Origin of the sequence: Vibrio sp. V39_P1S14PM300, assembly GCF_009904765.1 — a bacterium.
Taxonomy (GTDB): Bacteria; Pseudomonadota; Gammaproteobacteria; order Enterobacterales; family Vibrionaceae; genus Vibrio; species Vibrio proteolyticus.
The window spans coordinates 1-25736 of sequence record NZ_WXWP01000308.1 but is presented as its reverse complement, the minus strand read 5'-3'; the positions used below and the strand labels follow the sequence as shown (position 1 = coordinate 25736).

The following is a 25736-nucleotide window of genomic DNA, read 5'->3' as shown; positions in this document are numbered from 1 at the left end:
TGACTTGGCCAGTTTTGGTAAAAATCTTTAGTCACCAGTATCGACTGGTTAGATAATGTACTCCAAATTTGATGGCGCGTATTCTAACTAATTTATTACAAAAAAGCTCGCGCAATCGTTTGGCATCGCAAAAATAATTGCAAAAAAGGCGATCTTTCGCTTAAAAAGTAACGAGATAGTTAATAGGAGCCGTTATGTTTCAGATCGGTGAACTGGCGAAACGCTGTGGCGTGACCGCAGATACGCTGCGTTTTTATGAAAAAAATCAGTTAATTAAACCAGCAGGGCGTAGTGAGTCTGGCTACCGTCTCTACAGTGACGAAAATCAGCAGCAGGTCAGTTTTATTCTCAAAGCGAAAGATTTGGGTCTGACATTGGATGAGATCCGCGAGTTATTGGAAATCAAGCTGGAAGCCACGGAGCACAGCTGCGCCGAAGTCAAAGCGATCACCTCGGCCAAACTGAACGTTATCGACACCAAAATTGCTGAGCTGACCCGTATTCGTAGCGCGTTGAAAAAGATCAACGATGCCTGCTGCGGTGATGTTGATGACGACGCTAGTCACTGTTCGATTCTGGCTGCTTTGGAGTAGGTCAAAGTTTTGTGTTTATAGCCCTTTAACCTTAGGTTGCATTTTTGGTATTGCAGTTTCTTAGGTTCTGACTGGGTTCCCACCTATAATTCCGCCTCCTGTCGACTCGGATAATTATTCGGGCGAGTGCCCGCTGAGCGACATTGTCTGACAGATACCAAGAGTGCCAAGTTATGGTTGGAACCTATTTTCAAATCAATGATTGGGTATTAAGCGTTGATGAAAATAAGCTGTATCGCCAGGACAGGGAAGTGTCGGCTGAACCGCGCTTAATCAATTTACTCCGATTTCTTGCTGAACATGCCGGTGAAGTATTTTGCCGAGAAGCCCTGATCACCCATGTGTGGGATGGGGCGATCGTGACCGATCAGGTGGTCACTCAGTCTATCTTTGAACTGCGTAAGCTGCTGCGCGATGGCCGCAAAGAGAACCTCAGTTATGTGGTGACGGTCCCCAAACGGGGTTACAAGCTGGTAGCGGATGTTCAGCTGCTCGATTCCGCGCCTTTGCCGCTCAATCTGCCATCGGAGCAGTCCAGGCCGGATGACGACGGCAATGATATGGCTTTTCCTGCGGCGCCGTTGACCCGGGCAGTGTGTAGCCTGTCTGCCAGGACAGTGCGATCGGCTCGTGCGCCCAGCCTGAGCCGTTGGCGTCAGACGGCGCTGAACGTGTTATGGGTGAGTGTGCTGATTGTAGCGATGGGGCTGTTTACCTACAACCAGTCGGAAGTGCGCATCACTCAGGCGATTGATACCCATCTGATTGAGTTTCGTTTTCAGGATCAACTGCATCACACCACACTCAGCCACGAACTGGCCGACGGATTTGCCCAAAAGCTGATGTCCGATATTGCTCAGGTCAGCACATACCGGGTCATGCTGCACAAAGCGGTATTCAATTCGGGAATTTTACCCGGAAAAACCGTGACCGTGCGGGTGAAAGATGACAGCGGTGTCCAATTGCTCGATATCGAATACAAGAACAACTCGTCGGAAAATGTCCTGTTCAGTCGCCAGTATCCACTGGTCAGCCAGCGTTTGCAGGCGGTGATGCAGCAGGCCTCTCAGGACCTGATGCAGGCATTGACGATTGCGCACCCGTACCACAAAGCGGCCAGGCTCATGGCCGACATGCCGAAAAATACCACCGCCTTACAACGCTTTGTTCAGGCAAACCACTACCTTAATGTGTCAGAGGCGACGGAGTTTGCCCGCGGAGTTGAGCTGCTGGAGCAGACGCTGGACGCGGAGCCAGGCAATGCGTATGTCGAGGCTGAGTTGCTGGTGGCTTACTATGTGCAGCACGCGCTTGAACCTGAACGCACACTAAACCATGAGCGGATTGCCATCCTCAACCGGCAACTGACTCAGGCCGTGGCGACGGAGCCGTTACCAACGCAGCCAAGAGTGTATGAAGCGTTGGCGCTGCATGAAGTGATGAGCGGGCAACTGTCGCAGGCAAACCGCGATCTGAACCGTGCACTGGCGCAGCGTGATTCGGTGCTGGCGTATGTGATTCAGGGCAAACTGGCTGAGTTGAACGGTGAACTGGACAAGGCCGGGGAGTCTTACAGTGAAGCGTTTTACATCGACACATCGATGGAAACCTACCTGTTGTGCCAGAATCTGATGTTCAGCAGCGATCTGAAAGCCATTGATTACGCCATGTACCGTTCGGTGCACCCAGCTGTTGTCCGAGTGATTTAAACGCACCTTGCTGAGTCAGCCTTATTTTGCCAAGCCCCTGCCAACCGGCGGGGGCTTTTTTTGCGCCGGGCCCGGTCATCAGAGTGAGGAGGGCGGCCCAAGCCCACGTCGCTGCTCAATACCTGTGAAGTTGAGTGAGGTTGATATTTTTAGAATGGCGTTTGATGTGCTTTTAGGTTTTCTTTTAATGAATGAAATTCAATGACTTATCTATTCTATTTGCTCAGGTTTATATCAGGAAAAGCGCCGTCAGATCATGATTTTATTGATAATCTCATCTTGATTCTTTTTCGCTGTTTTGGGCGTAGTCTGCCAGTCGACAGTTAGCGAGTTCTGGCAGATATCCATGTCGATAACCGCTCGCTAATGATGTTCAGTTTGAGCGTCTGTTGCTCAATAAGAATCGACTTGGAGATGTTATGTCCTCGAATGCAAAAAAAATTGGCGTGATTGCCTGTACCGGGGTAGTGGCCGGTAACATGATGGGCAGCGGTATTGCGCTGTTGCCCTCCAGCCTGGCTACGGTCGGCTCCATTTCTCTGTTTAGCTGGCTGATTTGTATTGTCGGCGCGCTGTGTCTGGCGTTTGTGTTCGCTCGTCTGGCAACCAAAAACCCGCAACAAGGAGGCCCGATCGCTTATGCCGGTGAAATCTCTCCAGTGTTTGGTTTCCAGACGGGCGTGCTTTACTACCACGCGAACTGGATCGGTAATCTGGCGATTGCAATCACTGGTGTCTCTTACCTTTCTGTGTTCTTCCCGGTGTTGAACAACCCCATTCCGGCCGGTATCGCAACCATTGCCTCTGTGTGGCTGTTTACTCTGGTCAACCTGTTGGGGGGCAGCTGGGTGAGTCGTCTGTGCACGTTAGGGCTGGTGCTGATCCTGGTTCCCGTCCTGGGAACAGCTCTGTTTGGCTGGACCCACTTTGACACCGCCATCTATGCCCAGAACTGGAATGTCTCGGCAGGCTCAGACAGCCACGCCATCATCACGGCGGTACTGATTTGTCTGTGGTCGTTTGTCGGTGTGGAATCAGCCGCGGTGTCATCCGGTATGGTGGATAACCCTAAACGCACCGTGCCGCTGGCTACCATGCTGGGTACCGGAATCGCAGGGGTGATTTACGTAATGTCGACGCAGATGATCAGCGGTATGTTCCCAGCCTCAGATGTTGCTGCCTCTGGTGCGCCGTTTGCGCTGGCCACCACAGCGCTGTTTGGCAGCTGGACCGCACCTTTTGTCTCGGCGTTCACCGCACTGGCGTGCTTCACGTCACTTGGCTCGTGGATGATGTTGGTGGGAGAGGCCGGTAAGCGCGCAGCCAGTGATGGTAATTTCCCTAAGATCTACGGTGAAACTGACCGCAATGGCGTACCGAAAAAAGGGCTGATTCTGGCTTCGCTCAAAATGACCGCGCTGATGTGTGTGCTGATGGTGTTCAGCTCCAAAACCGCGCATGCCGCTGATCTGTTCAACCAACTGACCACCGATGCAGTGCTGCTGACCATGCTGCCGTACTTCTACTCCAGCATCAACCTGATCCGTTTTGAGGGCATGACCACCCGCAATGGCTTCGTGATGCTGTTCTCCGGTATCGCTTGTCTGTTCTGCATGGTGGCGCTGGCCGGGGCGGAAGGAACCACACTGACGGCAACCTTCATCATGTCACTGGTCATCCTGATGTTCTACAGCAAAAAAGCGGGGCTGGCCCAGTACATGGAACAGCATCGCAACGAGATGCCGGTTACTCAGACCGGTCACTAATCCTCACGCCGGTGCTGCGGTTCCGGCTCCCTGAATTTCTTTCGGCGCTCCTCTTACTCACTGCCTGTCGTTGGCAGGGAGCGCCCTCTTTCGCCTTGGAGATGTCCAAATGAATATTTTCGCTATCCTCAATCACATGGGTGTGTTCTTTAAAGAAGAACCGGTGCGTCAGTTGCATCATGCATTGGAAAAAGCCGGCTACGACGTGGTGTACCCGGTCGATGACAAAGACTTGATCAAGATGATTGAGATGAACCCGCGTATCTGCGGTGTCCTGTTTGACTGGGACAAATACTCACTTGAGCTGTGTGAGCGCATCAGCCAGATCAACGAGAAATTACCGGTGCACGCGTTCGCCAACGAGCAGTCGACCCTGGATATTTCCCTGACCGATCTGCGATTGAACGTCAGCTTTTTCGAATATGCCTTGGGGATGGCCGATGACATCCTGATCAAGATTAACCAAGCCACCGAGGCATACAAGGACGCGATCATGCCTCCGTTTACCAAGGCGCTGTTCAAATACGTTGATGAGGGGAAATACACCTTCTGTACGCCGGGCCACATGGGCGGGACGGCTTTCCAGAAAAGCCCTGCCGGTAGCATCTTCTATGATTTCTACGGCCCGAATACCTTCAAGGCGGACGTGTCTATCTCCATGCCCGAGTTGGGCTCGCTACTCGATCACTCTGGTCCGCATCAGGAAGCTGAAGAGTACATTGCACGGACGTTTAATGCCGACAGTTCATACATCGTGACCAACGGCACGTCGACATCAAACAAAATCGTCGGGATGTTTTCCGCCCCGGCGGGTAGCACCGTGCTGGTGGATCGCAACTGCCATAAATCGCTTACGCACCTGATGATGATGAGTGATGTCACACCGATTTATTTCCGCCCGACCCGTAACGCCTATGGCATTTTGGGGGGCATTCCGCAAAGCGAGTTCAGTCGTGAGGTGATCGCGGAGAAAGTGGCATGCACCCCGGGCGCGACTGCGCCGTCTTACGCGGTGGTGACCAATTCAACCTACGATGGCCTGTTGTACAACACACAGTTCATCAAAGAGTCGCTGGAGTGTAAACACATCCACTTCGACAGTGCCTGGGTGCCTTACACTAACTTCAACGCAATCTACGCAGGTAAATGTGGCATGAGTGGTGAGGCCATGCCGGGCAAAGTGTTCTACGAAACCCAATCGACGCACAAGCTGTTGGCGGCGTTTTCCCAGGCCTCGATGATTCACATCAAGGGTGAGTTTGACAAAGAGTCGTTTAACGAAGCCTTCATGATGCATACCTCGACATCGCCACAGTACGGTATTGTTGCGTCGACCGAAACGGCGGCGGCAATGATGCGTGGGAACACGGGTCGCAAGCTGATGCAGGACTCCATCGATCGGGCGATTCGCTTCCGTAAAGAAATCAAACGTCTGAAAGGGGAAAGTGAAGGCTGGTTCTTCGATGTGTGGCAACCAGACAATATTGATAGCACAGAATGCTGGAAACTGGATCCCAACGATGGATGGCATGGCTTCAAGAACATGGACGATAACCACATGTATCTTGACCCGATCAAAGTGACGCTGCTGACCCCGGGAATGAACAACGACGGTGAACTGGAAGAGTCCGGAGTTCCTGCTTCGCTGGTGGCGAAATTCCTCGACGAACGCGGCATTGTTGTAGAGAAAACAGGCCCATACAACCTGTTGTTCCTATTCTCTATCGGTATCGACAAATCAAAAGCCATGCAATTGCTGCGTGGTCTCACCGAGTTCAAACGCGGTTATGACTTGAACTTAACGGTCAAAAACTTCCTGCCTTCGTTGTACAACGAAGATCCAAGCTTCTATGAAGGTATGCGCGTTCAAGATCTTGCACAAGCGATCCATGATTTAACCAAAAAATACAACCTACCAGAGCTGATGTACAAAGCGTTTGATGTGCTGCCGGAGATGAAAGTGACGCCACACGCGGCGTGGCAGGAAGAGTTGCGGGGCCATACCGAGGAAATCTTGCTCAACGATATGGTCGGTCGCGTTAGTGCCAACATGATTCTGCCTTACCCTCCAGGTGTGCCCTTGGTACTGCCAGGTGAAATGGTGACGCCGGAGTCGCGTCCGGTGCTTGAATTCCTGGAAATGCTGTGTGAGATCGGCTCGCACTACCCAGGTTTTGAAACCGATATTCACGGCCTGTATCGTCAGAAAGACGGGCGTTATACCGTCAAAGTTCTCAAAGACTGAGTCAAGCTCAGCAACCTGCATCCCCTGCGGTGTCACTGCCGGGGATGCAGGTTGTTACCTCAGACAGTGCGCGATACCCCATCTCACTGTTACCCAAATGGCCAGGGCTGAATGCCCTGGTATTTTTACACTTTGAACGCAGCAAAGCTGGTTTGCAATTGGCGTCCGCTTTGCATCAGTTGTTCGCTGGCCGCCGCCACCTGATTGGCCTCGGCAGCCGCTTGATTGCTGTGATCCGCAATTGCGGCCACACTGCGGCTGATTTCATCGGTGGCACTAGTTTGTTGTGCACAGGCTTCAGCGATGTGTTCATTGAGCGACAGTATGGTGGCCACTTCGTGGTCAATGTCCGCCAGCGCCTGCTGGGCAATCACTGCTTGCTGCTGCGTGGCACCGGATTGTTGCTCGGTCTGTTCCATTGACAGACACACTTCCGCGGCACGTTTTTGTAAACTGGTGATGATCTGCTCGATTTCATCGGTGCTGCTCTGGGTGCGGGTCGCCAAGGTGCGCACTTCATCGGCCACTACCGCAAAGCCGCGGCCTTGTTCGCCAGCGCGAGCCGCTTCAATCGCCGCATTCAGCGCCAGCAGGTTGGTCTGCTCGGCCACGCCGCGAATCACCTCCAGCACGCTGCCGACATCCTGGGTTTCACGTTCAAGACTCCGGGCATTCGCCTGAGTCTGTGTCACCAGGGCAGACAGCGCGTCCATATAGCTGGAGGCCTGGGTGATCACAGCACTGCCATGACGGCCTTTATCATGCGCGGTCTGCGCCGCCTGAGCAGCTTCCTGAGCGGCATTGGCCACTTCCTGATTGTTGGCGTGCAGTTGGTCCATCGCGGAGGCAACCGTATCGACCGACTGTTGTTGCTGCTGAGTTTTCCCCGAGGCGGTGCTCGCCACCTGATTGAGCTCAACGGCGGCGCCGGTTATCCCGTCGGTGATCGGCTGGAGATCTCGTACGATCTCGCGGATGCGGGCGGTGAACTGATTGAAGGCGCTGGCAATGTGCGACAGTTCATCATTGCCATGCACTGGCAACTGACGGGTCAGATCGCCATCTCCGTCTGCGATTTCACGCAAAGCGCGCTCGGTATCGCTGCAAGGCTGGGTGATGCTGTGGCCAATCCAGGCGGCCAGCGCAATCATTGCCAACAGGCTGGCGGTGAGGATCATCAGAGCCGATTGTACCCGTTGCCACACTAAGGCGTTGACGTCATCTAGATACACGCCCGAGCCAACCAACCATCCCCACGGCTGAAACAGTTTTACGTAAGACACCTTTTCCACGTCAACGTTGCTGCCGGGTTTGGGCCACATATAGTACACAAACCCGGCCCCCTGGTTTTTCACCAGATTGACCATGTCGACAAACAGCGTTTTGCCATTGGGGTCTTGGATGGCTGACAGGTCTTTGCCATCCAGCTGGGGTTTCATCGGATGCATCACCATCGCCGGTTGTAAGTCGTTAATCCAGAAGTAGTCGTCTTGCTGGTAACGCAATGTGGCAATGGCGCTTCGTGCCTGTTGTTGCGCCTGCTCGGTGCTGAGGAGGCCCTGCTGCTGCTGTTGCTGGTAGTAGCTCATCAGGCTGTGCGCGGTTTCCACCAAATGGCGGGTTTTGGTCTGCTTGGCTTCCATCAGATCCTGCTGATAATCGAACAGCATGGCTGCAAACGGTACCAGCATCAGTACGGCAATCAGAACGGTGAGTAAATAAAGGCGGGTTTTGATTTTGGTTTGTCGCAAGCTGACTCCCATACACATCACTCCTTGTGGATGGCCAGGCGGTGCCGGTCATTGTTGTTGTGGTTATTTGATATTGATGCACAAAATCAATGTAACAGAGCGACTTAATTCGCGTATATGCGACCAAAGGCGAGTTGAGAGAGCGGATTCGTTTTTGAGGAATGCGTGGTCTGTCAGTTACACAAAAGCGAGAGGTGAGAGCAAGGGCATCTGCCAATCGCAGGCATAAAAAACGGCGCTAGAGCGCCGTTTTTTGTCTTACCGCAGGAATGATCAGTTCATGCCGTATTTTTTCAGTTTCTTACGAAGAGTACCGCGGTTGATGCCCATCATGGTAGCTGCGCGAGTCTGGTTGCCGCGAGTGTACTGCATGATGGTGTCCAGTAGAGGCTGTTCAACTTCAGCTAGAACTAGCTCATATAGTTCTGTTACTTCTTGACCATTCAGCTGAGCAAGATAGTTTTTAAGAGACGCTTTAACAGAATCACGAAGTGGCTTTTGCGTGATTTGATCCTGTGAAGTTACGGTAGTTACTGTTAAAGCTTCTGAAGTCAGATTTTGTTCGAACATATTCGGTCTAGCTCTTCTCTTAATTATGATGCAACGTTATCAAAATAACCTTCCAACGCTTCAATTTGCAGCTCAGCTGCGTCGATGGCGTTGAAGGTACGGCGAAACTCACTCGCTTGTTCATGCTCTTTGAGGTACCAACCCACATGCTTACGAGCGATGCGGGGGCCCAGAAACTCACCATAGAAACTATGCAGAGCGTTCACATGACCAAGCAGTATGTCTTTCACTTCCGTATACGGAAGTCCAGGCATAGTGGTGCCGTTTTCCAAATAGTGTTGGATTTCCTGAAAAATCCATGGACGTCCCTGGGCAGGGCGCCCAATCATTAAAGCGTCGGCACCGGTGTACTCCAGTACCAGCTTCGCCTTTTCCGGACTATCGATATCACCGTTAGCGATAACCGGAATTGAGATGGCTTGCTTGACTGCTTTAATGCTGTCGTATTCGGCCTCACCTTTGTACATGCAAGCTTTGGTTCTGCCATGCAGAGCCAGTGCCTGAATGCCGCAGTCTTCGGCTAATTTAGCGATGTGGACACAGTTTTTATTTTCTGGGTCCCAACCAGTCCGGGTTTTGAGTGTCACAGGGACATTCACCGCGTTGACCACAGCTTTAAGGATCTCTTCAATGAGTTCCGGATACTGCAACAGCGCGGAGCCAGCCAGTTTCTTGTTCACTTTTTTGGCAGGGCAGCCCATGTTGATGTCGATGATTTGCGCACCGTTTTCAACACTGAACTGCGCTGCGTCGGCCATCAGCTGTGGATCTGAACCCGCAATCTGTACTGAGCGAACGCCCGATTCGCCCTCATGTACCATGCGTTGTTGAGATTTGGACGTTTTCCACAGTTTCGGGTTGGAGGACATCATTTCACTGACGGCCATCCCGGCACCGTATCGTAGACACAACTCGCGAAATGGTCTGTCAGTGACACCCGCCATCGGGGCGACGATCAGATTGTTCTTAAGTTGATAGTTTCCGATTTTCAAAACGTCTTCACAGCTTCGTACCAGCAAGGGCGCGCATTTTACGCATTTTTTGGTTGCGTGAAAAGACTAATATTTGAGCATTTACAATTTGTTTTTGTAATTTGCATGAATTTCAGTCAATTAGCGCGCAAAGTCTTGATTAGCCTTGTTTGCGGCCAGAGATGCGACACCACTCACTTTGCTCAACAATCGGATCTATGTGAAGCTCGTCACGGTAGTAAGTGGCCACATCTTCCGCTTGTGTATCGAGGACGCCGGACATCGCCAGTGCGCCGCCGGGTTTAATCAGACTCTTGATGACCGGAGACAGTTCCCGTAATGGGCCTGCCAGAATATTGGCCACCACGACGTCAGCCACCAGGCCTTCTGGCTGATTTTGTGGCAGATAGACTTCCAGTTGTTCGGCCACACCATTGCGTTGAGCGTTGTCTTTCGAGGCTTGCAGCGCCTGAGGATCGATATCAATCCCGATCACTTTTGCTGCGCCCAGTTTGATCGCGGCAATCGCCAGAATGCCGGATCCACAACCAAAGTCGATGACGGTTTTATTTTCCAGATCCAGGCCTTCCAGCCACTCCAGGCACAGTGCGGTCGTCGGGTGGGTACCGGTACCGAAAGCCAGGCCCGGGTCGAGCATCACGTTCACGGCACTTGGATCCGGTACTTCACGCCAACTCGGACAAATCCACAGGCGCTGGCCAAACTGCATAGGATGGAAGTTGTCCATCCACTCCCGTTCCCAGTCTTTGTCTTCCAGTTGCTCAACTTTGTAAGCAAAGTTGTCCGCGAGTAACTGGCTGGCTTTGATCTGGTCGATGATGCATCCGGTGTCCGCTTCGGCGTCGTACAGCGCCAGAATGTCGGTGTCGCCCCACAGGCGGGTTTCCCCCGGCAATGGCTCAAATACCGGCGTATCGTGCGCGTCCAGGAAAGTGACGGACAGTGCGCCGGTCTCTTCCATCAGCATATCGCCGATTGGTTCGGCGTTTTGATTGGTCGCATTGAGTTTGATTTGAATCCAGGGCATGGCGGTCACTCTTTCAATAATTGAATTGGCGCAGAGTGTAGCAGAAGTGCGCGTGTTGTTTGAGTAGAGAAAGCAACAAAAATGCCCACCAAGGTGGGCATTTGCGGATGGCGAGCAAGTGGGCTTACAGACCCAGCTTTTTCTCCAGATAGTGGATGTTCGTTCCACCGTGCTGGAAGTTCTCGTCATTCATGATGTCAACCTGCAGCGGCACGTTGGTTTTAATGCCTTCGATGATCATCTCACCCAGCGCATTTCTCATCCGTGCGATCGCGACGTCACGGTTTTCACCGAAAGTGATCAGTTTACCGATCATTGAATCGTAGTGTGGTGGGACGGAATAACCACTGTAGATGTGGGACTCCCAACGCACGCCCATGCCGCCTGGCGCATGGAAACGTTCAATCTTACCCGGACAAGGCAAAAAGCGCACCGGATCTTCCGCGTTGATACGACATTCAATCGCATGGCCGCGGATCTTGATGTCATCCTGAGTGAACGACAGTGGTTGGCCTGCGGCCACACGCAACTGCTCTTTGATCAGGTCGACACCGGTCACCATTTCCGTCACTGGGTGTTCTACCTGAATACGAGTGTTCATCTCGATGAAGTAGAACTCGCCGTTTTCGTACAGGAATTCGAACGTACCGGCGCCGCGGTAACCAATTTCCACACAGGCACGGGTACAACGTTCACCGATGTATTTGCGCATCTCTTCAGTGATGCCTGGCGCTGGCGCTTCTTCAACCACTTTCTGGTGACGACGCTGCATGGAACAGTCACGTTCGCCTAAGTGGATCGCACCGCCCTGACCGTCGGCAATGACCTGAACTTCAACGTGACGTGGGTTTTCCAGGAATTTCTCCATGTAGACCATGTCGTTGTTGAATGCCGCTTTGGCTTCGGCACGGGTCATGGCGATGGCCTGAACCAGCTCCGATTCGCTACGAACCACACGCATGCCACGACCACCGCCACCACCGGAGGCTTTGATGATCACTGGGTAACCGATGCGTTTCGCGTGGGCCTTATTTTTGATGTCGTCGTTGTCCAACGGGCCGTCTGACCCGGGAACACAAGGCACGCCCGCTTTTTTCATTGCGTTGATGGCCGACACTTTGTCACCCATTATGCGGATGGTGTCTGCTTTCGGGCCGACGAAGATGAAGCCGCTGCGTTCTACTTGCTCGGCAAAATCAGCGTTTTCTGACAAGAAGCCGTAACCCGGGTGGATCGCAACCGCGCCAGTGACTTCGGCAGCAGAGATGATGCGTGGGATGTTCAGGTAGCTGTCGATACCACGTGCCGGACCAATACAGACGGTTTCGTCTGCCAGTAGGACGTGTTTAAGATCGCGGTCGGCGGTGGAGTGCACCGCGACGGTCTTAATACCCAGCTCTTTACAAGCGCGAAGAATGCGAAGCGCAATTTCGCCTCGGTTCGCGATGACTACTTTATCTAGCATAATGCTGCCCCGCTTATTCGATAACAACGAGTGGTTGGTCGAACTCTACTGGCTGGCCGTCTTCTACCAGAATCGCGGTGACCACACCGGACTTGTCGGCTTCGATCTGGTTCATCATCTTCATCGCTTCTACGATGCACAGTGTGTCGCCAGCGCTGACGCTTTGACCCACTTCAACGAACGCTTTCGAATCTGGGCTTGGCGAGCGGTAGAAGGTACCGACCATTGGAGAAAGAACCTGGTGACCTGCTGGTACTGCTGCCGCTGGTGCTGCCTCTTCAGTTGCTACCGGAGCCGGTGCAGCAGGGGCTGGTGCCGCCGCTGGCATCGCTGGAGCCGCGTAGTGGATAGGGGCTTGCATTGGCGCCGTGCCGCTGTTGCGACTGATGCGTACCGATTCTTCACCTTCAGAGATTTCCAGCTCAGCAATGCCAGACTCTTCAACTAACTCGATAAGCTTTTTAATTTTACGGATATCCATGTTTTCTTTCTCTTTTATCTTGTGAATAAGACAGCCCCGATAAGGACTGCAGAGCGTCTGTGGCTACTTCGCCTGCAACTTCTCAATGGCCGCAGACAAAGCGAATTCATACCCTTGTGCGCCCAAACCACAAATCACCCCTTCGGCTTTGTCCGACAGGTAAGAGTGGTGGCGGAAAGGTTCACGTGCATGTACGTTGGACAAGTGCACTTCAATATATGGAATGGCAACCCCAAGCAACGCATCACGCAGTGCAACACTGGTGTGAGTAAACGCGGCTGGGTTGATGATGATGAAATCCACCTGGCCGTAAGCCGCGTGGATTGCTTCAATCAGTTCATATTCGCGGTTCGATTGCAAATGGCTCAGTTCAATGCCCGCTTTTTGCGCTTGATCGGACAATTTCTCTACGATCTGTTGTAGAGTCTGCGAACCGTAGTGCGCTGGCTCGCGGAGCCCCAACAGATTCAGATTCGGTCCATTAAGGACGAGAATGCGTGATTTTGTCGACATTGTGTAGTCATTTTCCTTTATCGTGTTGCGAATTAGAATATTCCCACATTCTTTTTAATTCAGCATGATTTTTTTGTTAAAAATTCGCTGTAATTAAGAAATTGACCAAGATTATAGCTAATTCAGCGCAAATGGCAGCAATTTACTGGTCTAATCTCCTATACTATCGCGCTGAAATTCTGTAACCAGGTTAACAGAACGCACGTTTGACCGCCTGTCGGCGGGCAATCGCATCCGCTTGGGGCAATAAAAAACCGCCACACAGAGGTGGCGGTAAAGGAGCACAAAGGGTGAGCCTTACATCAGTTCGGCTTTTTCTTTGATCAGTTTATCGACCACACTTGGATCGGCGAGCGTGGATGTGTCCCCCAGATTACTGGTGTCGCCTGTGGCTATCTTACGCAGGATGCGACGCATGATTTTGCCGGAGCGGGTTTTCGGTAGCGAGTCGGTCCAGTGCAGAACATCAGGTGTGGCAATCGGGCCTATCTCTTTGCGCACCCAGTCTTTGACTTCTTTGTGCAGCTCGGCCGACGGGAATTCACCATCGTTGAGGGTGATGTAGGCATAAATGGCTTGGCCTTTGATATCGTGTGGAATACCGACGATCGCCGCTTCCGCGATTTTTTCATGCGCGACCAGCGCTGACTCGATTTCGGCGGTGCCCATGCGGTGCCCGGATACGTTGAGCACGTCATCAACCCGGCCGGTGATCCAGTAGTAGCCATCCTCGTCACGACGCGCACCATCACCGGTAAAGTACATGCCTTTAAAGGTGGAGAAGTAAGTCTGCTCAAACCGGTCATGATCACCATACACAGTGCGCATTTGCCCAGGCCAGGAATCGAGGATCACCAGGTTGCCTTCGGCGGCTCCTTCAATGAGGTTGCCCATGTTATCGACCAGAGCCGGTTGCACGCCGAAGAAAGGACGGGTTGCCGAACCGGGTTTCAGTTCGGTGGCGCCTGGCAGGGGAGTGATCAAAATGCCCCCGGTCTCGGTTTGCCACCAGGTATCGACAATCGGCGAGTGTTCATTGCCGATGGTTTTGTAATACCATTCCCAGGCTTCCGGATTGATCGGTTCACCGACCGATCCCATGATACGTAAACTGTCACGTTGGGTGCCTTTCACCGCTTCGTCGCCTTTGGCCATCAACGCACGGATGGCTGTCGGTGCGGTGTAGAGGATGTTGACCTGGTGTTTGTCGACCACTTCACTCATGCGGCTGGTGTGTGGGTAGTTGGGCACGCCTTCAAACAGGATGGTTTTCGCCCCGTTCGCCAGCGGGCCGTAGACCAGATAGGTGTGGCCGGTGATCCAGCCGACGTCGGCGGTACACCAGAAGGTCTCGCCTGGCTGATAATCGAACACATACTTGAACGTCATGGTTGCGTACACCAGGTAACCCCCGGTGGTGTGCAAAACCCCTTTCGGTTTGCCAGTCGAACCTGAGGTATAGAGGATAAACAGCGGGTCTTCGGCTTTCATTTCTTCGGGCGGGCAGTGATCCGACACGCTAGATGTGGCCGCGTGCCACCAGACATCGCGATGCTCGTGCCAGTCGATGTCGCCGCCGGTGCGCTTGAGGACTACTACTTTATTGATGGTTTTCACGTCCGGGTTGGTGAGCGCTTCATCGACGTTTTTTTTCAGTGGCACCGCGCGTCCACCGCGCACCCCTTCGTCCGCTGTGATCACCACTTTTGCGTCCGAGTCGATGATCCGCCCGGCCAGCGCTTCGGGTGAGAACCCCCCAAACACCACGGTGTGTACCGCACCGATTCGGGTACAGGCCAGCATGGCGACTGCCGCTTCCGGCACCATCGGCATGTACAGACACACCACGTCGCCTTTGTTCACTCCTTGCGCTTTGAGCGCGTTGGAGAAACGGCACACTTCCTGATGTAACTGGTTGAAGGTGAGCGTTTTGTCGTCTGCCGGATCATCGCCTTCCCAGATGATCGCGACGTCGTCGCCGCGCTCGGCCAGGTGGCGGTCAATACAGTTGGCGGAGACGTTCAGTGTGCCGTCTTCGAACCAGCGAATGTCCACATGGCCAGTATCGAACGAGGTGTGTTTGACTTTGCTAAAGGGCTTGATCCAGTCGACGATGTTGCCGTGTTCTCTCCAGAACCCTTCCGGGTCGCGCACCGATTGCTGGTACATGGCCAGATAAGTGTCATTATCCGCATGTGTCGTTGCTTTAATATTGTCTTTGACCGGATAAATGTGGGCTTCACTCATTACGTATCTCCTTGTGAATTCTGAGACATCCTTTTTTGAAACCGGCGCAAACCGCCGGCAGGAAAATCTGCTGTAGTATAACTGTCTGTCACTGCACCGGATTCGACAATTAGACTTTAGGATGAGAATGACGTTTACGCTGAAAAACCAGCGGCTTATAGCGAGTTTTGCGAACAGGATCGACCCACAGGCTCGCTGCGTTAGCGGACATAAGGGAAATTGAGGCTCGGCAGGTCGCCTTTGGTCAGGCGCACGTAGACCAGCGCTGCGGAAATGGCATCCTGCAGCGCATCGTGTTTGTGCTGAATCGGCAGACCTAGGTGGTGGCAGATCGCATCCAGACTGAGGTCGAAATAAGCGTTGGGCAAATGCTGCTCCAGTTTGTCGTGGTAGATCTGACTGACTTCAATCACCGGGTTGGGCAAAGGGAATCCCAGTTGACGGCGACAGGCCAGATCCAGAATGCGTTTGTCATACCGGATGTGATAGCCGACCAGAGGCCGGTTGCCGATGAAATCGAGCAGGCGTACCAGCGCATCTTTTTCGCTGATGCCGTCGTGCAGATCCTGATGACGAAGATGGTGGATTTTGACGGAGCCGGAGTCGAGCGACTGCGGCGCTTTGAGTTTGACTTCAAAGGGCCGGCTGGTGATCACCCGGTTGTCGATGATTTTGGTTGCGGCGATGGTGACCAGCTCGGCGCGCTCGGGATCGAGGCTGGTGGTTTCACAATCCAGCGAGACGTATTCAGATTTGTCGAGCGGGCCAAACAGGGGGCGATAGGCCGAGCCTTTAAGCCTCAGATACCAGTATTTGCGTGTCAGCCAGTTCATGTCAGTGCTCCTCAGTCCCGGATCTGGTAGTGATAGCCGAGGAACTGTTTAAATTTTTTCACCGCGTGCAAGCTGTGGCGCAACAAGTCACGCTCAGTGCGGTCGAGGTGATTGGGGTCGATATGGTTGTCGATACTGTAGGTCGACAACTGCTGAGCCAAGCGCAGTTTAAAGAACAACTTCAATGCTTCGCTGAGATTGTCTGCCGTCTCTGGTTCCAGAATCCGTTTGCGGCGCAAGGCATCAATCCGTTCAAAAGTGTTTTTCTCCGGCAGCGCGTATTCCAGTGCCAGAGCACGAATGCCGTGCACCACCGGGAAAATCCCGCCCCGTTTGATGTCCAGCCCGTCTTTGTCTGTTTTTACGTTGCCAAACAAGCTTAGGGGCACTGAGAACTGCAGTGCGGGGCGGGTAAACTCAGACAGCACCAGCATGCGGTTTTTCATGCGCTCGCGCAGGTGCGCGGCGACCGGCTCCAGAAGCTGGCGGTTGCCAGCGACGGCATGGGCATCAGCGATGATGGCCAGATCCATCACGGATTCCGGTTGTGCCCGTTCGATCCAAGTGGACAGGGTTGCTTGCCATTCGCTCTGACTCTTGACCCATTTGGGATTATTGACCATCACTTTGCCTGGACAGAGCGGGTAACCAAGCTGCACCAGGGTGTGAGTGAGCGTTTCCATCACGGCCTGACATTGATGCCATTGCAGACCGTCTTTGATGATCAGGGCGTTGTCCTGATCGGTTTTTAAGATCTGCTCGCCCCGTCCTTCGGACCCGAGCACCAACATGCAACAGTGATCGTGCAGTGCCGGTGGCACTACCAGCTCAAATGCTTTTTCAATGATCTGTTCATTGACGGCCGAAATCAGCTCCATGATAAAGCGGGTGCGGATGCCGTTTTTCAAAAGGCTTTCAACCAACTGACGCTGACGGTTGGAGGCCAGCGCCAGTTCCTCCACGCTGCTGGCGCGGGCAATACTCAGTGTCAGCACGTGCGAGTGGGTCGAGAAGGCGCTGAGGATCTGGGTCATATCGAGCATTCCGACGGCGTCCTGGCCGTCGGTGACCATCAGGCGCTTCATTCGGTTACGCGTCATGGTGATCAGGGCATTAAACAGGAAATCGCCTTTTTCGACGTGAAACACCGGGAAAGTGGCGATGCGCCCAACTGGTGTGTCCTGCGTATGGCCGTCCAACATCACGGCGTGCAGCAGATTGGTACGCGTGACGATGGCATACGGATGATGAGCACCAGGCTGATCGAGCAAACGGATATCCGAGTCATTGAGACGCACCAGTGCGGCGTCCGCCCCACGCGCTTTGAGTTGCTGGGTCACTTGATTCAGCGCTTGATCCGGCTCTAGAATCATCGGCGGATGATAGATCGAAGCGTCGACTTTGGTCAGAATGAATTCGGCCAGGTTTTGCTGCTGCTGAGCGGCTTCTATCAGCTCCTGACGCCGGGCGAGGTTATTGTCAAAATAAGCCGCGAACTGGCCGTTGCTGTAATAAAGCTCAAGGAACACCGCTTTGGGTAACAGGTAGGCGAGGGTGTCTTCCAGTGCCACGTACTGATGGCGTGCCTGTTCGTCAAACATCGCTCGCACGTCAAACAAATCGTCGTTGGCGTAATGCGCAAAAATCTCGTTGCCATCGGCGCTGCGCTCTTCCACCACCCCTTTGATCAGTATGTACAGGTAGTCGCTGGCTCTATCGGCTTTGAGCAGAGATTCGCGCGCACGGAAGTAAGCTACGTCGAGTGAACTGCGCAGTGTTTGCTGCTGGCTGGCGCTCAGCCGGTCAAACGGCGGAGACTGCATATTGAATTTATCTGGCATAGACGCAACCGAAATCAAGGACTCATTCAAGTGTGACAAATCCTGCCAATGCCTCCAGACGACTTTGGTCTAATGTCGTGGCAGCGTATCGAATAGGGAAACAGTTCGTTGCGTAATATTCCCTTTTTATTCAAGCTACTCGCACTCATAATATTGAGGTTTTTATCGCTCATTTTTCAGGATCTTAGACATGTTGAAGCCCTCTCCGTACGGCTGGATTTCCCAATACTTCATCGGTTTTTTCTTTGCGTATGGAGTCTATCTGCCGTTTTGGGCGTTGTGGTTTAAAGATCAGGGGGTATCGGCGGCCGACGTCGGTGTGCTGATGGGGCTCGGTTTTGCTACGCGCTGTGTGGCGAATCTGGTGCTTACCCCTCGTATTCACAAGGCGGAGCATCTGATCCCGGCGCTACGTGGCTTGAGCGTGGCCGCGTTGGCGTTTGTTGTCTTTCACCTCTTTACCGGCGGCAGTTTCTGGATGATGGCGCTGGCTACGGTGCTGTTTAACCTCTGCTGTGGGCCGATTGTGCCATTGTCCGACGCGATGGCGAATTACTACGCGCGCCTGAAGATGCTCGATTACGGCCGGACTCGTTTGTGGGGCTCCGTTGCGTTTATTGCCGGCTCGCTGGCGGTGGGCTATCTGGTCAAACTCTACGGCGCCAATATGATCATTTACACTGCGCTGGTCGGGGTCGCGTTTTCGATTTTGGTGGCGGTGCGTCACCCGACACCGATGCCGGTCACTCAGCAGACAAGCCATCAACCACGACCGAAACTCGGCCAGTTGCTGTGCGAATGGCCAGTGGTTAAGTTTCTGCTATTGGTGGCGCTGTTGCAGGGAAGTCACGCCGCGTATTACGCGTTCAGCTCGATTTACTGGAAAGAAGCGGGTCATTCCGAGGCCGTCATTGGCTATTTATGGAGCCTGGGCGTAGCCGCAGAGGTGCTGTTGTTTGCGGGCAGTAAACGCCTGTTTGCCGGCTGGTCGCTACGGGCGATGTTTGTGGTGGCCGCGCTAGGGGTGATGGCGCGCTGGGGGATGACGGCGTCGACGACCGCGATCGCCGCGCTGGTGATGATACAACTGCTGCACGGGGTGACGTTTGCCATCGCACACATTGCTGCCATCCAGTACATTCAGCATGCAGAGCCACATAAGATGGTGGCACTGCAAGCGCTGTACAATGCGATTCCTCTCGGCGCCTTTATTGCGCTGATGACCACCTTGAGCGGGTGGGGTTACGAGCAATGGGGCGCTGGCGTGTTCTGGGCCATGGCAGCCATGGGCGCCTTGGCGCTGTTGATTCGGGTGGAGGAACATCCCGGGTCAGTGCACGATGGCATGGCAGAGAAAGCGGAGGCCAAAGCACAGAATTAGACTCAAGCGATTGAGATCATTGAGCAGACTTTGTTAAATGAAACCTCCTCCTGAGCGGCATGGCTCGCGGGGAGGTTTTTTCTTACCCAGCTGCAAGGATATCTGATGCAAGGATGGATAGTTATCCCGGTTTCGCTGATGTACCTGGTGCTGCTGTTTATGGTCGCTTGGTACGGCGACCGGCAGAGTCACTGGTTGGCGAAATGGCGCCCGTGGATCTACAGCTTGTCGATCGCGGTGTACTGTACCTCATGGACGTTTTATGGCACGGTCGGTCAGGCGAGCAACAACCCCTGGTCGTTTTTGCCGATCTACCTCGCCCCGGTGATCGTGTTTACGTTGTTCTGGCGCGTCATTGCCCGGCTGATCTTGATCGCCAAGCGCGAGCACATTACCTCGATTGCCGATTTCATTGCCGCCCGCTATGGCAAATCTCAGGGGCTGGCGGTGGCGGTCACTCTGATCGCGGTGGTCGGTATCCTGCCGTACATTGCCTTGCAGCTGCGCGGTATCATGATGGGACTGGAAATCATCGCGCCCGATCTGACCACTCAATATGGTTATGAGAACTATCAGGTTTCCTGGTTTGTGGTGATCGCGCTGGCGATATTTACCATGCTGTTTGGTACCCGACATATCGATAATACCGAACACCACCGCGGCATGATGATGGCAATCGCATTCGAGTCGATTGTCAAATTGGTAGCTTTTTTGGTGGTGGGGGTGTTCATTGTCTATCTGGCGCTCAGTCGTCAGGACATCAATCTGGCGCAGATTGCCAGCGATACCTATCAGGCGCCCAATATTCCGACGCTGCTGATCCATACTTTTCTCACCATCATGGCGATCTTCTGTCTGCCGCGCCAGTTTCACACCATGGTGGTGGAAAATGAGCGGGGTCAGGACTTGCATACCGCGCGCTGGTTGTTTCCGCTCTATCTGATCCTGATGGGGGTGTTTGTGCTGCCGATCGCCTGGGTCGGACAGGGATTACTGAGCGGCAGCCCGGCGGATACCTACGTCATCAGCGTGCCGATGCTGGTAGGGGCCAGCGACATTGCTTTGCTGGCGTTTCTTGGCGGCACATCGGCGGCGAGTGGTATGGTGATTGTCTCGACTATCGCACTGGCGATCATGGTGTCGAATGATCTGGTGATGCCGTTGCTGCTGCGGCGAATGCGTCTCTCGCAGCGCAATTACCGCCACTTCTCCGGATTATTGCTGATCATCCGCCGCGCGCTGATCCTCTTGCTACTGATGGGCGCGTGGGGCTTTTATCAGGTATTGGGAAGTATTCACTCACTGTCTGCGATAGGTTTTCTCTCGTTTGCCGCGATCACCCAGTTTGCGCCGGCGCTGCTGGGCGGGATGTACTGGCGGCAGGGTAACCGCAAAGGGGTGTACGTGGGTCTGGCGGTCGGGTTCGCCTTGTGGCTGGTCACGCTGATGAGCCAGACCGACATGCTGGCCGGCAGCGCTGAGTCAAATCTGCTGCTGTGGATGATCGCGCCGCCTCAGCTGCTTGATGACTGGGGACTGCGTCCGTCGGACTGGGGCATGGTGTTGAGCGTGGCCGCCAATGCGGCCTGTTACGTGGTGGTCTCCTTACTGACGCGTCCGAGTCTGAGTGAGCGCCTGCAGTCCGCCACCTTTGTCGGCGCGCCGTTGCCAGAATCGGAAAACATCAGTTTGTATCAGAGCCGGGTGACGATTGCGGAGCTGGAAATGCTGGCGTCCCGTTTTGTTGGTCGCCATCGGGTGCGCAGTGCGTTTCGTCAGTACTGGAGCCAGCAGCGTGAAACCTTGCTGCCTAATCAGCAAGCCCCTTCGACGCTGATCCGCCATACCGAACGGGTGTTGGCTGGGGTGTTTGGTGCCTCTTCTGCTAAGTTGGTGCTTACTTCGGCGCTGCAAGGCAGAAATATGCAGCTGGAAGAAGTGGCGACCATCGTTGATGAAGCCTCCGAACTGTACGATTTTAGCCGGGGTTTGCTGCAAGGGGCGATTGAACACATCGGTCAGGGCATTGCGGTGGTCGATAAACAGCTGCGGCTGGTGGCCTGGAACCAGCGCTATCTGGAATTGTTTGAATTCCCGCCCGGTTTGATTCAGGTCGGGCGGCCGATTGCGGACGTAATTCGCCACAATGCCGAACAAGGTTTGTGTGGCCCGGGAGACCCCGAAGACCATGTCCGGCGACGGGTGTATCACCTGGAGCAGGGGACCCGACACACCTCTTCGCGGGTCAGACCGGATGGCCGGGTGATTGAAGTGCAGGGGAATCCGATGCCGGGCGGCGGCTTTGTGATGAGTTTTACCGACATTACGGTGTTCCGGGAGGCGGAGCAGGCGCTCAAAGACGCCAATGAAACGCTCGAAGAGCGTGTGCACGAGCGGACGCAGGAGCTGGAGCAGCTCAACAAGAAGCTGGTGGCCGCAACGCAGCGTTCGGACCTGGAGTCCAAGTCCAAATCTCGCTTTCTGGCGGCGGTGAGCCATGATTTGATGCAGCCGCTGAACGCCGCGAGGCTGTTTGCTTCGTCGCTTTCTGAAGTGGCCAAAGAGGATGACAGTCGGACGCTGGCCCAGCACATTGAAAGTGCGCTTGGCGCCGCGGAGGATCTTATCGGCGATCTGCTGGATATCTCGCGTCTGGAGTCCGGCAAACTGGAGATCCACATGCACGCTTTTGCGCTGCGGGATGTACTGGCTAATCTGGATGCCGAATTCAGTGCGCTGGCCAGGCAACAAAGGATCGATTTTACGCTGATCCCATCCGGGCAGTTTGTCAACTCCGATCCCAAATTGCTCCGGCGGGTGGTGCAGAACTTTCTGACCAACGCGTTTCGTTACAATCCGCACGGCAAAGTGGTGCTCGGCGTGCGCCGCTGTGGGCAACAGGTGCGGATTGAGGTATGGGACAACGGCACCGGTATCGATGAAGACAAGCAACAGATGATCTTCGAAGAGTTTACCCGCGCGAGTAGCGTGCGCTCTGATCAGGGGCTCGGGCTTGGGCTGGCGATCTCCAAAGGGATCGCTCATTTGCTTGGTCATCAGATATCCATGCGCTCGTGGCCGGGCCGCGGCAGTGTCTTCTCCATCACCTTAGATCGTGCTGAGCGTATTGCCCCTGTGGTGGCACCGAACTTGGCTGAGCCGAGTAGTGTGGCGCATCTGCGTGTCTTGTGTGTCGACAATGAAGAGGACATTCTGGTGGGAATGGACAATCTGCTTGGCCGCTGGGGCTGCGATGTGCGCACTGCACTCGATCTGGTTCAGAGCCTCAGAGCGCTGGAAGACGGCTGGGTGCCGGATGTGATCTTGTCGGACTACCGTCTGGATAATGGCCGTACCGGGTTGGAAGTTTTGCAGCAGTGTCGTTTACGGCTCGGAGCGCGTTTTGCCGGTGTGATCATTAGTGCCGATCGCACACAGGATATGCTGGATGCGATTGAGTCGAATGGTTTTGGTTTTTTGGCCAAACCGGTCAAGCCGCTTAAATTGCGCGCGATCCTCAACCGGGTGGCGTAACAGGCCGGGTGCAAAACCCGGCTCGGGAAGTCAGTTGCGCTGCTTGTCGTCGAGCAGTGTCTGGTACACCACAAAGTCGGTCTCGGTTTCGCCGAAATACGTGGTGCCGTTGGCAGAGATAGCCACTCGCAGACGGCTTGTGTCGCTGCTTGGGGCTGGCAGGGTAATGGTCCAGTGCTGCGCGCTGTCATCACTGCGTAGCATATCGACCGGTGCTGCGGTCTGATCCGGGTGATTAACCAGGGATACCTTAACGCCTTCCAGCGGATAGTCGGCTTTCAGCGACAGGTCCAGTTGCTGTTTGCCAAGATGCTCCGAGCGGAACTGGACTTTAAAATCCCCATTTTCCATGTCGCACAGACCACTGGTGTAGCGGCAGTTGGATTTGCTGGCCAGTTTGTAAGTGGCTCCTTCCTGTGCTGGTTGGGCTTTTTCGCTGACCGCCATATCGGTGCCGAAATAAGCGATGATCGATAAGATAGGGGCGATCAACAGAGCAATAATAAAGTGCTTGTTTTTGAACATGTTTGGCTTCCTTGCAACAACAGCTATGGCGCTAACATACGCGATCAGGGCGAAGAAAAAAGCCCCCGAAGGGGCTTTTGTGTGATGGGTCGTTAATTAGTGTGATTGTGCTTCGCCGGCACCAACCGGTACACGAACATGCTCAACCAGATCTTTAACTTCTTGTGGCGTTTCGGTGGTCACTTTCGAGACCGCGAAGGCGACAATAAAGTTAAACACCGCACCGATGGCACCAAAGGCGTTCGGTTCAATACCGAGGAACCAGTTGCTGCCCCAGCTTTCCAGATATGTCCATTCCGGAATGAACAGGATCCCTTTGTGCTGGAAGACGTAGAACAGGGTGATGCCGATACCGGTGATCATGCCGGCGATCGCCCCTTCTTTGTTGATGTTCTTGCTGAAGATACCCATCATCAAGGCCGGGAAGATAGAGGAGGCGGCCAGGCCGAAGGCCAGCGCTACCGTACCGGCGGCAAAGCCCGGCGGATGCAAGCCGAGGTAGCCAGAGACCGCAATGGCCACGGCCATGGATATCCGGCTGGCGAGCAGCTCTTTCTTCTCGGAAATGTTCGGGTTGATCACCCCTTTGATCAGGTCATGGGAAATGGCGGATGAGATCGCCAGCAACAAACCGGCTGCGGTCGATAGTGCGGCAGCCAGGCCCCCTGCGGCCACCAGAGCAATCACCCAGTTTGGCAGTTTGGCGATTTCCGGGTTGGCCAGTACCATGATGTCGTTGTCCACTTTCAACTCATTGGTGTCTGCGTTGGAAGTGTACTGGATGGCGCCATCGCCATTTTTGTCTTCAAATTTTAATAACCCGGTGGTCTCCCAGTTTTTAAACCAGGCCGGACGTTCGTCATACACCAGATGCTGTCCCGGAGCCGGGTTGACCGTATCCATCAGATTAAGGCGTGCCATGGCAGCCACAGCAGGGGCGGTGGTGTACAGAATCGCAATAAACACCAGTGCCCAGCCAGCAGAAGTACGCGCGTCGCGCACTTTCGGGACCGTGAAGAAACGGATGATCACGTGTGGCAGGCCAGCAGTACCGATCATCAGAGACATGGTGTAGACAAACATGTTGAGTGTGTCACCGCGCACCTGGGTGGTATATTGACTGAAGCCGAGTTCGGTCACCACCTGATCCAGCCGGTCAAGCAGATACTGATCGGTGCCCGCCATGGTGCTGCCCAGCCCGATCTGCGGCAGTGGATTCCCGGTCAGTTGCAGAGAGATGAATATTGCTGGAATGGTGTACGCCAGAATGAGGACGCAATATTGAGCAATCTGCGTGTAGGTGATGCCTTTCATCCCGCCCAGAACGGCGTAGATGAAGACGATACACATCCCGATGCCAAGGCCGGTCGCGTAGTCCACTTCCAGGAAGCGACCAAACGCAACACCCACGCCTTTCATCTGACCGATAACATAGGTCACAGACGCGATGATCAGACACGCTACGGCCACCACGCGAGCGGTTCTGGAGTAGAAACGCTCACCGACAAATTCCGGTACTGTGAACTTGCCAAATTTACGCAGGTACGGTGCCAGTAAGAGAGCCAACAGAACGTAGCCGCCCGTCCAGCCCATCAGGAAGACCGAACCACCGTAACCCATAAAGGCGATCAGGCCAGCCATGGAAATAAACGAGGCCGCTGACATCCAGTCGGCCGCCGTGGCCATGCCGTTGGCGATCGGGTTGACCCCGCCGCCAGCGACGTAGAATTCTTTAGTGGAACCGGCTCGGGCCCAGATGGCGATACCGATGTACAGCAGGAAGGTGGCGCCGACCACGAGATATGTAATTGTTTTAAGATCCATCTCTAAAGCTCCTTACTCATCCACGTTGAATTCGCGGTCAATCTGACGCATTTTCCACGCGTAGTAGAAGATAATCACCAAAAAGGCGTATATCGATCCTTGCTGCGCAAACCAGAAACCCAGTTTGTAGCCGCCCAGTTGGAATTGGTTGAGTTCATCGACAAATAAGATGCCGCAGCCAAAAGACACGACAAACCAAATCACCATCAGCATGGTCATCAGTCTGACGTTCTTGCTCCAATAGGCCTTGGCTCTTTCTTCACTTTCAAACGCCATTGCCGTCTCCTTACGAGGTTGTTTGTTAAAAAAGTGTTTCAGTCTCTACAATAGCAAGCTGATGTCGATTACTCTTTTCAACTTTAGTCGTGCATAGATTAATAAAATTGTATTTAATTTCAGCTAATTGGGTTTGATTGATAAAAAATAACGATGTTAATGT

19 protein-coding genes and 1 pseudogene are annotated in these 25736 nt (G+C 53.9%); 6 read left to right on the top strand and 14 right to left on the bottom strand.

Features of this window, described 5'->3' with window-relative positions:
- Nucleotides 1–67: 67 nt before the first annotated feature.
- A pseudogene (locus CAG65_RS22280) lies at nucleotides 68–145 on the bottom strand (phosphoribosylamine--glycine ligase); the annotation flags it as partial.
- Between the two features lie 49 nt (nucleotides 146–194).
- Between CAG65_RS22280 and zntR the strand changes: the two are divergent.
- The 4 genes from zntR (at nucleotide 195) to CAG65_RS15725 (ending at nucleotide 6313) form a co-directional block, all read left to right on the top strand.
- Nucleotides 195–593: a Zn(2+)-responsive transcriptional regulator gene (gene zntR / locus CAG65_RS15740; RefSeq protein ID WP_021707214.1), complete on the top strand. Its 399-nt coding sequence runs from the start codon at nucleotides 195–197 to the stop codon at nucleotides 591–593.
- 173 nt (nucleotides 594–766) lie between these two features.
- The gene (cadC, locus tag CAG65_RS15735) at nucleotides 767–2302 is read left to right on the top strand and encodes a lysine decarboxylation/transport transcriptional activator CadC (protein ID WP_161454251.1); all 1536 of its coding nucleotides are present in this window, start codon (nucleotides 767–769) and stop codon (nucleotides 2300–2302) included.
- 419 nt (nucleotides 2303–2721) lie between these two features.
- A complete protein-coding gene (gene cadB, locus CAG65_RS15730) occupies nucleotides 2722–4068 on the top strand; it encodes a cadaverine/lysine antiporter (RefSeq protein ID WP_161454250.1) in 1347 nt (448 codons plus the stop codon).
- A gap of 109 nt (nucleotides 4069–4177) precedes the next feature.
- Nucleotides 4178–6313, top strand: coding sequence for a lysine decarboxylase CadA (locus tag CAG65_RS15725; RefSeq protein WP_161454249.1), 2136 nt, complete (start codon nucleotides 4178–4180; stop codon nucleotides 6311–6313).
- Nucleotides 6314–6438: 125 nt separating this feature from the next.
- Here CAG65_RS15725 and CAG65_RS15720 read toward each other — a convergent pair whose 3' ends face one another.
- The 10 genes from CAG65_RS15720 to CAG65_RS15675 form a co-directional block, all read right to left on the bottom strand.
- Nucleotides 6439–8076 carry a methyl-accepting chemotaxis protein gene (locus CAG65_RS15720; RefSeq protein WP_443098405.1) on the bottom strand — a complete coding sequence of 546 codons (1638 nt, stop codon included), beginning with the start codon at nucleotides 8074–8076 and terminating at the stop codon, nucleotides 6439–6441.
- Nucleotides 8077–8337: 261 nt separating this feature from the next.
- Nucleotides 8338–8634, bottom strand: coding sequence for a DNA-binding transcriptional regulator Fis (gene fis, locus CAG65_RS15715; protein WP_000462885.1), 297 nt, complete (start codon nucleotides 8632–8634; stop codon nucleotides 8338–8340).
- A 23-nt stretch (nucleotides 8635–8657) separates the two neighbouring features.
- Complete coding sequence (dusB, locus tag CAG65_RS15710; RefSeq protein WP_040903222.1) at nucleotides 8658–9626, bottom strand: tRNA dihydrouridine synthase DusB; 969 nt, start codon at nucleotides 9624–9626, stop codon at nucleotides 8658–8660.
- Between the two features lie 139 nt (nucleotides 9627–9765).
- Nucleotides 9766–10653, bottom strand: a complete 888-nt coding sequence (prmA, locus tag CAG65_RS15705) for a 50S ribosomal protein L11 methyltransferase (protein WP_021707220.1) — start codon at nucleotides 10651–10653, stop codon at nucleotides 9766–9768.
- Between the two features lie 124 nt (nucleotides 10654–10777).
- Nucleotides 10778–12118: an acetyl-CoA carboxylase biotin carboxylase subunit gene (gene accC / locus CAG65_RS15700; RefSeq protein ID WP_021707221.1), complete on the bottom strand. Its 1341-nt coding sequence runs from the start codon at nucleotides 12116–12118 to the stop codon at nucleotides 10778–10780.
- A 13-nt stretch (nucleotides 12119–12131) separates the two neighbouring features.
- Nucleotides 12132–12599: an acetyl-CoA carboxylase biotin carboxyl carrier protein gene (gene accB / locus CAG65_RS15695; RefSeq protein ID WP_021707222.1), complete on the bottom strand. Its 468-nt coding sequence runs from the start codon at nucleotides 12597–12599 to the stop codon at nucleotides 12132–12134.
- Between the two features lie 63 nt (nucleotides 12600–12662).
- Complete coding sequence (gene aroQ, locus CAG65_RS15690) at nucleotides 12663–13112, bottom strand: type II 3-dehydroquinate dehydratase (protein ID WP_021707223.1); 450 nt, start codon at nucleotides 13110–13112, stop codon at nucleotides 12663–12665.
- Nucleotides 13113–13409: 297 nt separating this feature from the next.
- Nucleotides 13410–15359: an acetate--CoA ligase gene (gene acs / locus CAG65_RS15685; protein ID WP_021707224.1), complete on the bottom strand. Its 1950-nt coding sequence runs from the start codon at nucleotides 15357–15359 to the stop codon at nucleotides 13410–13412.
- Nucleotides 15360–15559: 200 nt separating this feature from the next.
- A complete protein-coding gene (locus tag CAG65_RS15680) occupies nucleotides 15560–16192 on the bottom strand; it encodes a 3'-5' exonuclease (protein ID WP_021707225.1) in 633 nt (210 codons plus the stop codon).
- An 11-nt stretch (nucleotides 16193–16203) separates the two neighbouring features.
- Nucleotides 16204–18033, bottom strand: a complete 1830-nt coding sequence (locus CAG65_RS15675; protein ID WP_161454256.1) for a DUF294 nucleotidyltransferase-like domain-containing protein — start codon at nucleotides 18031–18033, stop codon at nucleotides 16204–16206.
- Between the two features lie 190 nt (nucleotides 18034–18223).
- Between CAG65_RS15675 and CAG65_RS15670 the strand changes: the two genes are divergently transcribed.
- Both CAG65_RS15670 and CAG65_RS15665 read left to right on the top strand, forming a co-directional pair.
- Nucleotides 18224–19414: a 3-phenylpropionate MFS transporter gene (locus tag CAG65_RS15670; RefSeq protein WP_161447896.1), complete on the top strand. Its 1191-nt coding sequence runs from the start codon at nucleotides 18224–18226 to the stop codon at nucleotides 19412–19414.
- 105 nt (nucleotides 19415–19519) lie between these two features.
- Entirely contained in the window at nucleotides 19520–22948 is a 3429-nt protein-coding gene (locus CAG65_RS15665; protein WP_161454247.1) for a hybrid sensor histidine kinase/response regulator, read from the top strand.
- Nucleotides 22949–22978: 30 nt separating this feature from the next.
- Here CAG65_RS15665 and CAG65_RS15660 read toward each other — a convergent pair whose 3' ends face one another.
- The 3 genes from CAG65_RS15660 to CAG65_RS15650 all read right to left on the bottom strand — a co-directional run bounded on the left by CAG65_RS15660 (nucleotide 22979) and on the right by CAG65_RS15650 (nucleotide 25573).
- Nucleotides 22979–23473 (bottom strand): hypothetical protein, encoded by a 495-nt coding sequence (locus tag CAG65_RS15660; protein ID WP_021707229.1) that lies wholly within the window; start codon nucleotides 23471–23473, stop codon nucleotides 22979–22981.
- A 96-nt stretch (nucleotides 23474–23569) separates the two neighbouring features.
- Nucleotides 23570–25297, bottom strand: coding sequence for a sodium:solute symporter family protein (locus CAG65_RS15655; protein WP_161454246.1), 1728 nt, complete (start codon nucleotides 25295–25297; stop codon nucleotides 23570–23572).
- A 12-nt stretch (nucleotides 25298–25309) separates the two neighbouring features.
- On the bottom strand, nucleotides 25310–25573 hold the full coding sequence (locus tag CAG65_RS15650) for a DUF4212 domain-containing protein (RefSeq protein WP_161454245.1): 264 nt from the start codon (nucleotides 25571–25573) through the stop codon (nucleotides 25310–25312).
- Nucleotides 25574–25736 lie beyond the last annotated feature (163 nt).